This window comes from Blastococcus mobilis (assembly GCF_900188025.1).
GTDB lineage: Bacteria > Actinomycetota > Actinomycetes > Mycobacteriales > Geodermatophilaceae > Blastococcus_B > Blastococcus_B mobilis.
Genome location: NZ_FZNO01000011.1, coordinates 30,171 through 43,529, shown reverse-complemented (window position 1 = coordinate 43,529; position 13,359 = coordinate 30,171). Strand labels below are relative to the sequence as shown.

Here is a 13,359-nt window from a genome sequence, read left to right as displayed (position 1 = left end):
CGTGGAGGTCCGGCCGTTCGTCCCGGCGGACTGGCTGAGCCGGGGGTCCTGGAACCACTTCCCCCGGCCGAGTGAGCAGTTGTGGTCCTCCGTCGCGGCGTGTCCGCCGGTGTCGGCGACCACAACTGCTCACTCGTTCGCGGCGCCTCAGCCCAGGTCGGGGAAGAAGAGCTTGACCTCGCGCTCGGCGGACTCCGGCGAGTCCGAGCCGTGCACGATGTTGTTCTGCACCTCGAGGGCGAAGTCGCCGCGAATGGTGCCGGGGCCGGCCTTCACCGGGTCGGTGGCACCGGCCAGGCCGCGGAACGCCTCGATGGCGCGCGGGCCCTCGACCACCAGGGCCATCAGCGGGCCGCCGGTGATGAACTCGACCAGTGAACCGAAGAACGGCCGCTCGCGGTGCTCGGCGTAGTGGGTCTCCGCGACCTCACGGTCGAGCGTGCGCAGCTCGGCGGCGACGAGGCGCAGGCCCTTGCGCTCGAGACGGGTGATCACCTCGCCGACCAGGCCACGGGCGACGCCATCCGGCTTGACGAGGACAAGAGTGCGTTCGGTCACGGGGCGGCAGCCTACGGGGTGGTCGCCGGCCCGCCGTCGTCATGACCATGCTCGGGTACCCGGGGGGCTCCGAAGGGTGAGCCGAGGAGCTCCTTGCGCACCTGCAGCAGGTAGAGCCAGATCAGCACGAAGGCGCCGGCGACCAGCCACATGACGCCGGAGAAGAGACCGGTCAGCAGGAGCGGGAGCTGCAGCGCGGTGCCGATCACCAGCCCACGCGGACGACGCTGGATGCCGGCGGCCAGGATCAGCACGACGGCCAGCACGAGCAGGTAGGTGAGCCGTCCGCTGGTGAGCCCGTCGCCGCTCTGCGCGATGCCGCGCGGGACGAACAGTGCCGCGATGCCCTCGAGCACGAGGATCCCGGCCGCGGCACCGTTCAGCGCCCGCCCGGCGCGGACCGGATCCGGGGCGGTCATGCCTGGGGTCCCGCCATCAGCGTGCGGGCCTCCCCCGCGGTGATCACGCTGCCGGTCACCAGCACGCCCGACCCGCCGAGAGCGTCGTCCGGACCGGCCTCGGCCAGCTCCATCGCCTCCGTCAGGGCTTCGGGTAGCCGCGGCGAGACGCTGACCCGGTCGGCGCCGAAGACGTCGACGGCCAGTGCGCCCAGCTCGTCAGCGGGCATCGCCCGCGAGGAGCTGTTCTGGGTGACGACCAGCTCGGCGCAGACGTCCTCGAGCGCGGTCAGCATCCCGGCGACGTCCTTGCCGGCCACGCAGCCGACGACGCCGACCAGCCGGGTGAAGTCGAAGGACTCCTTGATCGCGTCGACGGTCGCGGCCATGCCTGCCGGGTTGTGCGCGGCGTCCACGAGGACTGTCGGCGACGTGCGCACCCGCTCCAGGCGGCCCGGGGACCGGACACCGGCGAAGGCGGCGCGGACCGTCTCCTGCTCGATCGGGCCGGTGGCCGCGCCCGCGCCGAGGAAGGCCTCGACCGCCGCGAGGGCGGTGACGGCGTTCTGCGCCTGGTGGGCCCCGAACAGCGGCAGGAAGATTTCCTCGTACTCCCCGCCGAGACCCTGCAGGCGCACCTGCTGCCCGCCGACGGCGACCCGCCGCTCCAGGACGCCGAACTCGGTGCCCTCGCGCGCGACGACCGCCTCCACGTCGACGGCCCGCCGGACCAGGGCGTCCAGCGCCCCCGGCTGCTGGTGGGCGAGCACCGCGATCGCGTCGGCCTTGATGATCCCGGCCTTCTCCCCCGCGATCGTCGCGACGTCGGGCCCGAGGTACTCCGCGTGGTCGAGGGCCACCGGCGTGACGACGGCGACGCGGGCGTCGGCCACGTTGGTGGCGTCCCACGTACCGCCCATACCGACCTCGATGACAGCGACGTCGACCGGCGCGTCGGCGAACAGGGCGTACGCCATGCCCACCATGACCTCGAAGAAGGACATCGGGTGCTCGCCGGCCGCGTCGACCATCTGCACGTACGGGGCGATGTCGTCGTAGGTTTCGACGAAGCGCTCGGCGTTCACCGGCTCGCCGTCCAGGACGATCCGCTCCCGGATCGACTGCAGGTGCGGGCTGGTGAAGCGGCCGACCCGCAGACCGAACCCGCGCAGCAGCTCGTCGATCATCCGCGCCGTCGTCGTCTTGCCGTTGGTGCCGGCCACCTGGACGACGGGGGTCGCCCGGTGCGGCGAGCCGAGGAGGTCCACCAGCGCGGTGATCCGGGTCAGCGAGGGCTCCAGCCGGCTCTCCGGCCAGCGGGCCAGCAGCTCCTTCTCCACCCGGGCCATGTCCCGGGAGCTGTCACCGGTGCTGCTGTTGCTCATCCTGCTCAGGATGCCAGCCCGGTCACCGGACGAACGCAGGCTCCCGGGCGCCGCCGTGGACGACCGTTCCGCCGGCGTGCATCCAGTCGCGCGGCGGAGCCGCCTCCACCACCCGCTTCCCGAGCGGGAAGAGCCCCACGGCGGCGAGCTTGAAGGAGGCGATCCCGAACGGGATCCCGACGATCGTCAGGCAGAAGCCGATGCCGGCGACGATGTGGACCAGCGCCAGCCACCAGCCGGCCACCAGGAACCACAGCAGGTTGCCCAGCGCCGACGGGACCCCGGCGTCCGGGGCCCGCACGGTGGTCCGCCCGAACGGCCAGAGCACGAAGAACGCCAGGCGAAACGCGGCGATCCCGAACGGGATGGTGACGACCAGGAGGCAGGCGAGCACGCCGGCCAGGGCGTAGGCCAGGGCCAGCACCCAGCCCTGCAGCACCAGCCAGACGACGTTCAGCAGCAGCCGCAACGTGTTCACACCAGTTCCACGCGCGGGGAGTGCCCGGCGGTTCCCACCCGGGCCGTGGGTCGGGCCACAGCGCCGACGGCGATCGCGTTGCCGTGCCTTTCTAGGATGCGAGGCATGGATACCCGCATCGCGACCCCGGAAGGTGCCGTCGAGATTGCGGCCGACCCGGGAGCGACCGTCGGCGTACCCGAGAAGCCGTCGATCGACGGGCTGGAGGAGAAGTGGGTCGAGCGCTGGGCGTCCGACGACACCTACGCCTTCGACCGGGCCGCGGCGCTGGACCCCGCGACGCCGCGCGAGCAGATCTACTCCATCGACACTCCCCCGCCGACGGCGAGCGGCTCGCTGCACGTGGGACACGTCTTCAGCTACACCCACACCGACTTCGTCGCCCGCTACCAGCGGATGCGCGGCAAGCACGTCTTCTACCCGATGGGCTGGGACGACAACGGGCTGCCGACCGAGCGCCGGGTGCAGAACTACTACGGCGTTCGCTGCGACCCCGCGCTGCCCTACGACCCGTCGTTCGAGCCCCCGGAGAAGCCGTCGAAGGACCAGCTCCCGATCTCCCGGCGGAACTTCGTCGAGCTGTGCATGCGGCTGACCGAGGAGGACGAGGCCGAGTACGAGAAGCTCTGGCGCCGGGTCGGGCTCTCGGTCGACTGGTCGAACGTGTACCGGACGATCTCGGAGTCCTCGCGGGCCACGGCGCAGCGGATGTTCCTGCACAACCTCGCCCGCGGTGAGGCCTACGCCCAGGAGGCGCCGACCCTCTGGGACATCACCTTCCGGACCGCCGTGGCCCAGGCCGAGCTCGAGGACCGCGAGCGCCCCGGCGCCTACCACCGGATCGCCTTCGCCGGCCCCTCCGGCCCGGTCTTCATCGAGACCACCCGGCCCGAGCTGATCCCCGCCTGCGTCGCCCTGGTCGCCCACCCCGACGACGAGCGCTACCAGCCGCTGTTCGGTCAGACGGTGCGGACGCCGCTGTTCGACGTCGAGGTGCCGGTCCTCGCGCACCGGCTCGCGGAGCCCGACAAGGGCTCCGGCATCGCGATGATCTGCACCTTCGGCGACCTCAACGACGTGACCTGGTGGCGGGAGCTGCAGCTGCCGACCCGCGCGATCGTCGGCTGGGACGGCCGGCTCCTCGCCGAACCGCCGGCCGACGTGCCCGCGCAGCCCTACGCGGAGCTGGCGGGCAAGACCGTCTTCAGTGCCCAGCAGCGGATCGTGGAAATGCTGCGCGAGTCCGGCGACCTGGAGGGTGAGCCGAAGCCGATCACCCACCCGGTGAAGTTCTTCGAGAAGGGCGAGCGCCCGCTCGAGATCGTCACCACCCGCCAGTGGTACATCCGCAACGGCGGCCGGGACGCCGACCTGCGCGACGCCCTCGTCGCGCGTGGCCGGGAGATCCAGTGGGTGCCCGAGCACATGCGGCACCGCTACGACAACTGGGTCGAGGGCCTCAACGGCGACTGGCTGATCAGCCGCCAGCGCTTCTTCGGGGTGCCGTTCCCGGTCTGGTACCGGCTGGACGCCGAGGGCGAGCCCGACTACTCCGACCCGCTGCTGGCACCCGAGTCGGCGCTGCCGGTCGACCCGTCGTCCGACGTGCCGGACGGCTACACCGAGGACCAGCGCGGCAAGCCGGGCGGGTTCATGGCCGACCCCGACGTCATGGACACCTGGGCGACGTCGTCGCTGTCGCCGCAGGTCGCCTCGGGCTGGGACACCGACCCGGAGCTGTTCGCGAAGGTCTTCCCGATGGACCAGCGGCCGCAGGCCCACGACATCATCCGGACCTGGCTGTTCTCCACCGTCGTCCGCGCGCACTTCGAGCACGGCACGGTGCCCTGGACGCACGCCACGATCTCCGGCTTCGTGGTCGACCCGGACCGCAAGAAGATGTCGAAGTCGAAGGGCAACGCCACCACGCCGATCGACGTCCTCGAGCGCTACGGCACCGACGCCGTCCGCTGGCGTGCCGCGGGTGCCCGGCCGGGGGCGGACTCGCCGTTCGACGAGGCGCAGATGAAGGTCGGCCGGCGGCTGGCCATGAAGATCCTCAACGTCGGCAAGTTCGTGCTGGGGCTGGGCGCCGGCTCGGTCGACCTGCAGGCGGCCGCCGGGAAGATCACCGAGCCCATCGACCAGGGACTGCTGGCGTCGCTGGCCACCGTGGTGGACGAGGCGACCGCCGCGATGGACGCCTACAACTACACGCGCGCCCTCGAGGTCACCGAGACGTTCTTCTGGTCGTTCTGCGACGACTACGTCGAGCTGGTGAAGTCCCGGGCGTACCGGTCCGACGCGGCGGCGGAGTCTGCTCAGGCGGCTCTCGCGCTGGCGCTCGCGGTGCAGCTACGCCTGTTCGCGCCGGTGCTGCCGTTCGTGACCGAGGAGGTGTGGTCGTGGTGGCAGGCGGGTTCGGTGCACCGCGCGCCGTGGCCGGTGACCTCCGAGCTGCCCACCGGCGGTGACCCCGCCGTGGTGACGGCGGCGGCCGAGGCGCTGGCCGGGGTGCGCAAGGCGAAGTCCGACGCCAAGGTCTCCATGCGGGCCGACGTCGAGACGGTGACCGTGATCGCCCCGGAGGCGCAGGTCGCCCTCGTGGACGCCGCCCGGTCGGACCTGGTCGACGCAGGCCGCATCGCCACGCTGTCGGTGGTGGCCGGCACCGGCCCGCTCACGGTCGACGTCGTCCTGGCACCGGTCGCGGACTGAGCGGGTGCGCTGACGCCCGGTTCTGGTGCTCAGAACCGGGCGTCAGCGCACTCCGTCCAGGCGCAGCAGCTGTCGCCGGGCGTGGTAGGTCGACCGGATGTCGTGACGGCAGGCGTCCGGGGAGCCGGTCAGGCGCCGGAAGCCGAACCGGAGGGTCTGCCAGCCGACGGAGGCCAGGAGCGCGTCCCGGCGGATGTCCCGTTCCCGCTGCTGACGGGAGCCGTGGAAGCTGGCGCCGTCCATCTCCACCGCGAGCAGCACCTCATCGCACGCGGCGTCGAGCACGAACCGCTCCCCCGCTACCTCGACCGGCCGCTGCAGCGTGAACGCCGGCATGCCAGGTCCGCGCAGCACGTGCAGGCAGCCCCAGATCTCCAGCTCGCTCCGGCATCCTTCGGCGAGCAGGCGGACGAGGTCGACGAGCGCGGCGCGCCCGGGCAGGCACGGCCTCCGCTCCACCTCCCGCAGCAGGTCCCGAGGGGAGCACAGTCGCCGACGGACGGCGTCGATCGCGGCCGCGCGAACTTCCGACCGCGTGAGGCCAGCGGGCCGACCCCACGAGTCCAGCACCGCTCGCTCGACGCACGTGACGGGGAGGCCGTCGACCCGGCGGACCGCTTGGTCGAGACAGCGCGTCCGGTGCAGGGCGACGCCACTGGTGCCGCGGCCGCTCCGGCTGTGCGCCACCGTCAGATGGATCGGCGCCCGAGGTTCGGGCGGCAGCAGGTCCCACAGCGTCAGCGCGGTCCGGTGGCTGGCCACGCCGTCACAGGCCCTGACGGCGGCCGCCAACCGGATCCGCCAATCACCGGCGGCGGAGGGAACGGCGTAGACGCCTGGCTGGATGCGATGGAGGCGTCCACCACCGACCCAACTGGCCACCGTCTTCCGGTCGACCCGCGCGGTCAGCGCGTCCCAGGTGATCCACCCGTCCGGCCCGACGACCGCCTCGACCTCGTGCGCCACGGACGGAGCGTGTCCAGCTGTGGCCTCCGGTGGCCGCTTCAGCCGGAATCTGTGGACAGCCCCACCTCGGCGTGTGCGCTGCCGCCCGGTTTTCGGCCCTCGAACCGGGCGTCAGCGCACACGCTCAGCACCCACACAGGCAACGAGCCCGCCCCCTGGCCGGGGACGGGCTCGCTTGCCGCGTACGGCTAGGCGGACTTCTCGCGGCGCTCGCGGGTGGGCTTGCGCGGGACGATCGTCGGGTTCACGTGCTCCAGGACGACCTCCTTGCTGATCACCACGGAGGCGACGTCCTCCCGGCTGGGGATGTCGTACATCACCGACTGGAGCACCTCCTCCATGATCGCGCGGAGGCCGCGGGCGCCGGTGCCACGGAGGATGGCCTGGTCGGCGACCGCCTCGAGTGCGTCGTCGGTGAACTCCAGGTCGACGCCGTCGAGCTCGAAGAGCTTCCGGTACTGGCGCACCAGTGCGTTCTTCGGCTCGGTGAGGATGTTGATCAGCGCCTCACGGTCGAGCTTCTGCACGCTGGTGATGACCGGGAGCCGGCCGATGAACTCGGGGATCATGCCGAACTTGAGCAGGTCCTCCGGCATGACCTCGGCGAAGGCGTTGGCCTCGGCGATCTCTGCCTTGCCGCGGATCTCGGCACCGAAGCCGATCCCCTGCTTGCTCGTGCGCTGCTCGATGACCTTCTCGAGGCCGGCGAACGCGCCACCCACGATGAACAGCACGTTCGTCGTGTCGATCTGGATGAACTCCTGGTGCGGGTGCTTGCGACCACCCTGCGGAGGCACCGACGCCGTCGTCCCCTCGAGGATCTTCAGCAGAGCCTGCTGCACGCCCTCACCGGAGACGTCGCGGGTGATCGACGGGTTCTCGCTCTTGCGGGCGATCTTGTCGACCTCGTCGATGTAGATGATGCCGGTCTCGGCCCGCTTGACGTCGTAGTCGGCGGCCTGGATCAGCTTCAGCAGGATGTTCTCGACGTCCTCACCCACGTAGCCGGCCTCGGTCAGCGCCGTGGCGTCGGCGATCGCGAAGGGCACGTTCAGCATCCGGGCGAGGGTCTGCGCCAGGTGCGTCTTGCCGCACCCGGTCGGCCCCATCAGCAGGATGTTGGACTTGGCCAGCTCCACACCCTCGTCACGGGAGGCGCGGTCACCACCGGCCTGGATTCGCTTGTAGTGGTTGTAGACGGCGACCGACAGGGTCCGCTTGGCCTTGTCCTGGCCGATGACGTACTGCTCGAGGAAGTCGTGGATCTCCTTCGGCTTCGGCAGCTCGTCGAACTTCAGATCAGAGGACTCCGAGAGCTCTTCCTCGATGATCTCGTTGCAGAGGTCGATGCACTCGTCGCAGATGTAGACCCCGGGGCCCGCGATGAGCTTCTTGACCTGCTTCTGGCTCTTCCCGCAGAACGAGCACTTGAGCAGGTCACCACTCTCACCGATTCGTGCCACCTGCTGACCTCCACCTGTGAATCGCTGGTCCTGGTCCCAGGAGCCTGCGGATTGATTCTGGCTGCTCTGCCCCTGATCGGCCTCATGGTCCGGGCTGCCCCGCGAGGGTCATCTCCCGGCACTGCGCTGCCGGGGATCGGGCTCTCGAAGACCGTAACCCCGACTGTCGACGTCGACGGGCAATGACTCACCCGGTTGCGGCGACCGTCCCACTTCTGTCCCCCAGGCGCCCTCTGTCCCTCGATCCCCGGCTCCTAGGACGGTACGGGCCGAGGCCGCGCGTGTCGCGGCCTCGACCCGTCCCGACGGGTCAGAGCGCGGGAAGGGCGTTGAGCTTCCGGCTCTGGATGACCTCGTCGACGATGCCGTACTCCTTCGCCTCCGGGGCGGTGAGGATCTTGTCGCGGTCGATGTCGGCACGGACCTGGTCGACCGACCGGCCGGTGTGCCGCGCCAGAATCTCCTCCATCTGCGAGCGCACGCGCTGGATCTCGGCGGCGTGGATCTCCAGGTCGGACACCTGGCCGCCCGCCTCGCCCGAGGGCTGGTGGATGAGCACGCGGGAGTACGGCAGGGCCAGTCGCTTGCCCGGCGTCCCGGCCGCGAGCAGGACGGCGGCGGCCGAGGCGGCCTGCCCCATGCAGACGGTCTGGATGTCCGGGCGGACGAACATCATCGTGTCGTAGATCGCCATCAGCGAGGTGAACGAGCCACCGGGCGAGTTGATGTAGATCGTGATGTCACGGTCGGGGTCGGCGGACTCCAGCGTGATGAGCTGGGCCATCACGTCGTTGGCCGACGCGTCGTCGATCTGCACGCCGAGGAAGATGATCCGTTCCTCGAAGAGCTTGTTGTAGGGGTTGGACTCCTTCATGCCGTAGCTCGTGCGCTCCACGAAGGAAGGCAGGATGTACCGGCTGGAGGGCATCTCGAAGCTCATGGGTCAGTTCCTCCGAACCGTCAGTTGTCCGTGACCGGGTTGGCGCTGCCGGTCATCGCCGCGCGGCTGACCACGTGATCGACCATGCCGTACTGGAGGGCCTCCTGGGCGGTGAACCAGCGGTCGCGGTCGGAGTCCTTCTCGATCTGCTCGACCGACTGGCCGGTGTGCAGCGACTGCAACTCGTTCAGCTCGGTCTTCGTCCGCCGGAACAGGTCGGCCTGGATGGCGATGTCGGCGGCGGTACCACCGACGCCCGCGGACGGCTGGTGCATCATGATCCGCGCGTGCGGCAGGGCGTAGCGCTTGCCCGCCGTGCCGGCGGTGAGCAGGAACTGGCCCATCGAGGCGGCCAGGCCCATGCCGTAGGTGGCGACGTCGCAGTCGATGAACTGCATCGTGTCGTAGATCGCCATGCCGGCGCTCACGGAACCGCCGGGCGAGTTGATGTACAGGTGGATGTCGCGCTTGGGGTCCTCTGCGGACAACAGCAGCATCTGGGCGGCCAGCTGGTTGGCGATGACGTCGTCGACCTGGCTGCCCAAGAAGATGATGCGCTCGCGCAGCAGGCGCTCGTAGACGGAGTCGCCGAGGTTCATCATTCCGCCGGCGCCGCGCATCAAGGGCGCGCCCGCCAGGTTCGGGTCGGTAATGCTCACGGGTGCGGTGACCTCCGTAGAACTGTCTGAGCGGTCGGTCTCGGTGGGTGGTGCGGGCTTGAACGGCCCCCCGGGAGGCGGTACCCCCCGGCGATCGCCTGAGTCCTGTCGACCCTAACGCGGACCCCCGACGACACACTCCCGCTCGGGGCAGTGTTCGCCGACGGCGCAGCGAAAGTCGCGGAAACGAGCGACGCCGCCCCGCCCCGGTCGGGGCAGGACGGCGTCGTCGGACGGGTCTTCTGTCAGGCCTTCGGCGCGTCCCCGGACTCCTCGGTGGCCGCGTCCTCGGTGGCCGCGTCCCCGGTGGCCGGGTCCTCGGTGGCCGCGTCCTCGGTCGTCTCGTCGGCGGCGGGCTGGGCGGCCCGCACGGTCTGCGGGCGCAGCGCCTCGAGGTCGACGACGTTGCCCGACGCGTCGGTGATCGTCGTCTCCTCCAGGAGCTGGGCCAGCGTCTTGGTGCGGCGGACGTCGGCGACGAACTCGGCGATGTTGCCGCCCTGCTGCAGCTGCTGGGCGTACTGCTCCGGGCTCATCCGGCTGCGCTGGGCCTGCGCCATGATCTGCGCGGAGAGGTCGTCGTTGTCGACGGTGACCTCACGGGCGTCGGCGATCGCGTCGAGGATGAACTGCGTCTTCACCGCCTGCTCGACGGTCGTGCGCTGGTCGGCGTCGTAGGCCTCGCGGTTCTCGACACCGGACATCGACAGGAAGCTGTCCCAGTCCATGCCGGCCTGCTGCAGCTCCTGCTCGAAGGCGCGGTTGCGCCACTCGATCTCGCGCTCGACGAGGTTCTCCGGGATCGGGACCTCGACGACCTCGATCAGGTGGTCGACCAGCTTGTCGCGTGCCTCTGCGCCCTGGCCCAGCGTCTTGGTGCGAGCCAGCCGGGTGCGGACGTCGTCGCGCAGCTCGGCCAGGGTGTCGAACTCGCTCGCCGTCTGGGCGAACTCGTCGTCGAGCTCGGGGAGGTCCTTGGTCTTCACCGAGCGGACCGTGACGGTCACCTCGGCGTCCTGGCCCGCGTTCGGCCCGGACAGCAGCGCGGTGGTGAACGTCTTGCTCTCGTCGGCGGACAGCCCGCGGATCGCGTCGTCCAGGCCCGCCATGAGGTTGCCGGAGCCCACCTCGTAGGACATGCCGGTGGTCGAACCGTCCTCCAGCACCTCGCCGTCGAGCTTCGCCTCGAGGTCGATGGAGACGAAGTCGCCGTCCTGGGCGGGCCGCTCGACGCCGGTGAGCATGCCGAAGCGCTCGCGCATGACGTCGATCTGCTTGTCGATCTCCTCGTCGGTGACCTCGACGTCCTCCACGGTGACGGCGAGGTTCTCCAGCGGGGGCAGCTCCAGCTGCGGCGCGACGTCGACCTCGGCGGTGAAGGCGAGGGTGTCGTTGTCGTCGAGGCGGGTCACCTCGATGTCGGGCTGGCCGAGCACGCGCACCTGGTTCTCGCGCACGACCTGGGAGTACACCTCCGGGATCGCGTGCTGGATGACCTGCTCGAGGACGACCGGCCGCCCGATGCGCTGGTCGAGCACGCGATTGGGCACCTTGCCCGGGCGGAAGCCGGGCACGCGCACCTGCTTGCCCAGCTCCTTGTAGACCTCGCCGAAGGCGTGGTCCAGGTCCCCCCAAGGCACCTCGATCGCCATCCGGACCCGCGTGGGGCCCAGTTCCTCGATGGTGCTCTTCACAGCGGCAGTGCTCCTCGGTAAGACAGTGGCTTAGGCGCCTGGGTGAATCGCCGACGCCGGGTGGACCCACGAGTCTAGAGACGTCGCGGGCTCTGTCGGGGTGGCGGGATTTGAACCCACGGCCCCCCGCTCCCAAAGCGGGTGCGCTACCAAGCTGCGCCACACCCCGTGGCCGCCCGAGTCTAGGCCGGTCCGTACCCGGTCCTGACGGGCGCGGGGCTCCGGCGGTCGGAATCGGCCGTGCTGTCCGCTCGGCGGACCGGTCAGGCGGAGACCGAGGAACGCCGATCCGACCATGGCGCCGCCTCCTCCAGGGCGGCGGCAACCCGCACCAGGACGTCCTCCCGGCCGTACGCGGCGACCAGTTGGTCGCCGATTGGGAGCCCCTCCTCCGTCCAGTGCAGCGGCAGGCTGATCGCCGGCTGTCCGGTGACGTTGAACTGGGCGGTGTACGGGATGAAGCTGTTGATCCGCCGGCCCTCCTGCTCGGGACCCGCCTCGGTGAACCATCCCAGCTCGGGCGGCGGCGCACCGACGGTCGGCGTGACCAGCAGGTCGAAGCCCTGGCCGTCGAGCTCGCGAGGAGCCCACCACGCCGCCATGCGCCGGACCCATGAGCCGAGCATGAACCTGGCCCCGAGGTAGTCCTCCGCGGTCATCCGCTTGCCCACCGCGCGGTACATCGCGTTGCGCGGTTCCAGTTCGTCGTCGCGCACGGGGCGGCCGAGGACTCGCTCGAAGGCGGAGATCGTCAGAGCGGTGTCGCCGGCGATGGTGGTGGTGAAGAAGCGCGGGAACTGGGAGTCGAACATGCCGTCGGGGGTGCCCGTCTCGACGATGCAGCCGATCTCCTCCAGCAGTCGCCCGGCGCGCTCGACCGCCACCCGGCACTGGGGGTGGTCCAGATAGGGCTCCCCCGGGTCGGTGTCGAGCACGCCGACGCGCAGCGGCCCCACCGCGGCGCCGACCTCCTGGGCCAGCGGCCGGACGAACGGGGGTGCGATGTACGGGTCGCCGGGCATCGGGCGGCCGATCACGTCGAGCACGGCTGCGGTGTCCCGGACCGACCGGGTCACGACCCCGTCGATCGTGGCGCCCGCCCAGCTCTCGCCGATGTCGGGACCCTGGCTCACGCGAGCCCGGGTGGGCTTGAGGCCGACGAGCCCGCACTCGCTGGCCGGGATGCGGATCGATCCCCCGCCGTCGTTCGCGTGCGCCACCGGTACCAGTCCGGCCGCCACGGCAGCCGCCGACCCTCCGCTGGAACCACCGGTGGAGCGGCGGAGGTCGTACGGATTGCGCGCCGGCCCGTTCGCGAGGGGCTCGGCGGTGACGGTGGTGCCGAACTCGGGCACGTTCGTGCGACCGAGGAACACCAGGCCGGCGGAGCGGAAGTGCCGCGCCAGATAGCTCTCCGTGGGCCATCGCCAGGACATCTCACGCAGGAACGACGTCCCGTAGTGCGTCTCCTCGCCCGCGACGTGGCACCCGAGGTCCTTCAGCAGCATGGGCACCCCGCGGAAGGGGCCGTCGGTCAGCTCGCCGGCGGCCTCCGTGCGGGCCGCGTCGAAACGCTCGCGGACCACGGCGTTCAGCTCGGGGTTGACCCGTTGGATGCGGTCGATGGCGGCCTCGACCAGCTCCTTAGGGGTCACCGCCCCGCTGCGGACCAGCTCTGCCTGCGCCGTCGCGTCCAGCCATGTGGTGTCGATCACGGGACGGCACCGTATCGGCGACTGCAGGACCACGGGCCTCGGCTTGGTACCGGCCGGCCACGCTGATCGGCGGGTGACGCACGGCGGGTGGGCTCTGCCCGTTAGGCTGTCGGAGCACCTCGCGGGTGTAGCTCAATGGTAGAGCCCCAGCCTTCCAAGCTGGCCATGCCGGTTCGATCCCGGTCACCCGCTCCACCTACTGACCAGCTCGTATGCCCGTCGGCGCAGCTCAGCGCGGCCTTGGCGCCGCTCTCGTGCCTTAAGGGTGCTGACCCCTGCTGACCGCTGACCACCGGCTTTGGCCGGTGCTTAAGGCACGGATAAGGCACGCCCTGGCCGTGAGTAACCTCGACGTCGTGCAGCTGTAGGGCACGGGCCGCTAGCC

The 13,359-nt window shown here is 70.8% G+C and carries 11 protein-coding genes and 2 tRNA genes; 2 read left to right on the top strand and 11 right to left on the bottom strand.

What is annotated here, in order from left to right:
- Positions 1–147 precede the first annotated feature (147 nt).
- The 4 genes from ndk to CHB94_RS11445 are packed head-to-tail and all read right to left on the bottom strand — an operon-like array spanning position 148 to position 2,819.
- Positions 148–558, bottom strand: coding sequence for a nucleoside-diphosphate kinase (gene ndk / locus CHB94_RS11460; RefSeq protein WP_089336704.1), 411 nt, complete (start codon positions 556–558; stop codon positions 148–150).
- Between the two features lie 11 nt (positions 559–569).
- Positions 570–977 (bottom strand): DUF4233 domain-containing protein, encoded by a 408-nt coding sequence (locus tag CHB94_RS11455; protein WP_089336703.1) that lies wholly within the window; start codon positions 975–977, stop codon positions 570–572.
- Positions 974–2,341: a bifunctional folylpolyglutamate synthase/dihydrofolate synthase gene (locus tag CHB94_RS11450; RefSeq protein WP_089336702.1), complete on the bottom strand. Its 1,368-nt coding sequence runs from the start codon at positions 2,339–2,341 to the stop codon at positions 974–976. Before CHB94_RS11450 ends, CHB94_RS11455 begins: the two co-directional genes overlap by 4 nt.
- Before the next feature lie 22 nt (positions 2,342–2,363).
- Entirely contained in the window at positions 2,364–2,819 is a 456-nt protein-coding gene (locus CHB94_RS11445; RefSeq protein ID WP_089336701.1) for a YccF domain-containing protein, read from the bottom strand.
- A gap of 105 nt (positions 2,820–2,924) precedes the next feature.
- On the opposite strand from CHB94_RS11445, the gene valS reads away from it, so the two are divergent.
- The gene (gene valS / locus CHB94_RS11440) at positions 2,925–5,537 is read left to right on the top strand and encodes a valine--tRNA ligase (RefSeq protein ID WP_089336700.1); all 2,613 of its coding nucleotides are present in this window, start codon (positions 2,925–2,927) and stop codon (positions 5,535–5,537) included.
- Positions 5,538–5,579: 42 nt separating this feature from the next.
- On the opposite strand, the gene CHB94_RS11435 is transcribed toward valS, so the two are convergent.
- The 7 genes from CHB94_RS11435 to CHB94_RS11405 all read right to left on the bottom strand — a co-directional run bounded on the left by CHB94_RS11435 (position 5,580) and on the right by CHB94_RS11405 (position 12,974).
- Positions 5,580–6,503 (bottom strand): DUF559 domain-containing protein, encoded by a 924-nt coding sequence (locus tag CHB94_RS11435; RefSeq protein ID WP_089336699.1) that lies wholly within the window; start codon positions 6,501–6,503, stop codon positions 5,580–5,582.
- Between the two features lie 188 nt (positions 6,504–6,691).
- On the bottom strand, positions 6,692–7,966 hold the full coding sequence (clpX, locus tag CHB94_RS11430; RefSeq protein ID WP_089336698.1) for an ATP-dependent Clp protease ATP-binding subunit ClpX: 1,275 nt from the start codon (positions 7,964–7,966) through the stop codon (positions 6,692–6,694).
- Positions 7,967–8,276: 310 nt separating this feature from the next.
- Positions 8,277–8,906, bottom strand: coding sequence for an ATP-dependent Clp protease proteolytic subunit (locus CHB94_RS11425; protein ID WP_089336697.1), 630 nt, complete (start codon positions 8,904–8,906; stop codon positions 8,277–8,279).
- A 20-nt stretch (positions 8,907–8,926) separates the two neighbouring features.
- The gene (locus tag CHB94_RS11420) at positions 8,927–9,565 is read right to left on the bottom strand and encodes an ATP-dependent Clp protease proteolytic subunit (protein ID WP_438264939.1); all 639 of its coding nucleotides are present in this window, start codon (positions 9,563–9,565) and stop codon (positions 8,927–8,929) included.
- 245 nt (positions 9,566–9,810) lie between these two features.
- The gene (gene tig / locus CHB94_RS11415) at positions 9,811–11,259 is read right to left on the bottom strand and encodes a trigger factor (protein WP_089336696.1); all 1,449 of its coding nucleotides are present in this window, start codon (positions 11,257–11,259) and stop codon (positions 9,811–9,813) included.
- A gap of 95 nt (positions 11,260–11,354) precedes the next feature.
- Positions 11,355–11,428: transfer RNA gene (locus CHB94_RS11410), tRNA-Pro, on the bottom strand.
- Between the two features lie 94 nt (positions 11,429–11,522).
- Entirely contained in the window at positions 11,523–12,974 is a 1,452-nt protein-coding gene (locus CHB94_RS11405) for an amidase (RefSeq protein ID WP_217899272.1), read from the bottom strand.
- A 121-nt stretch (positions 12,975–13,095) separates the two neighbouring features.
- On the opposite strand from CHB94_RS11405, the gene CHB94_RS11400 reads away from it, so the two are divergent.
- Positions 13,096–13,169: transfer RNA gene (locus CHB94_RS11400), tRNA-Gly, on the top strand.
- Positions 13,170–13,359 lie beyond the last annotated feature (190 nt).

What these genes read in the sequence shown, in the direction of transcription:
- CHB94_RS11455 (WP_089336703.1), bottom strand. Translation starts at nt 977, where the DNA reads ATGACCGCCCCGGATCCGGTCCGCGCCGGGCGGGCGCTGAACGGTGCC.
- CHB94_RS11450 (WP_089336702.1), bottom strand. Translation starts at nt 2,341, where the DNA reads ATGAGCAACAGCAGCACCGGTGACAGCTCCCGGGACATGGCCCGGGTG.
- valS (WP_089336700.1), top strand. Translation starts at nt 2,925, where the DNA reads ATGGATACCCGCATCGCGACCCCGGAAGGTGCCGTCGAGATTGCGGCC.
- CHB94_RS11425 (WP_089336697.1), bottom strand. Translation starts at nt 8,906, where the DNA reads ATGAGCTTCGAGATGCCCTCCAGCCGGTACATCCTGCCTTCCTTCGTG.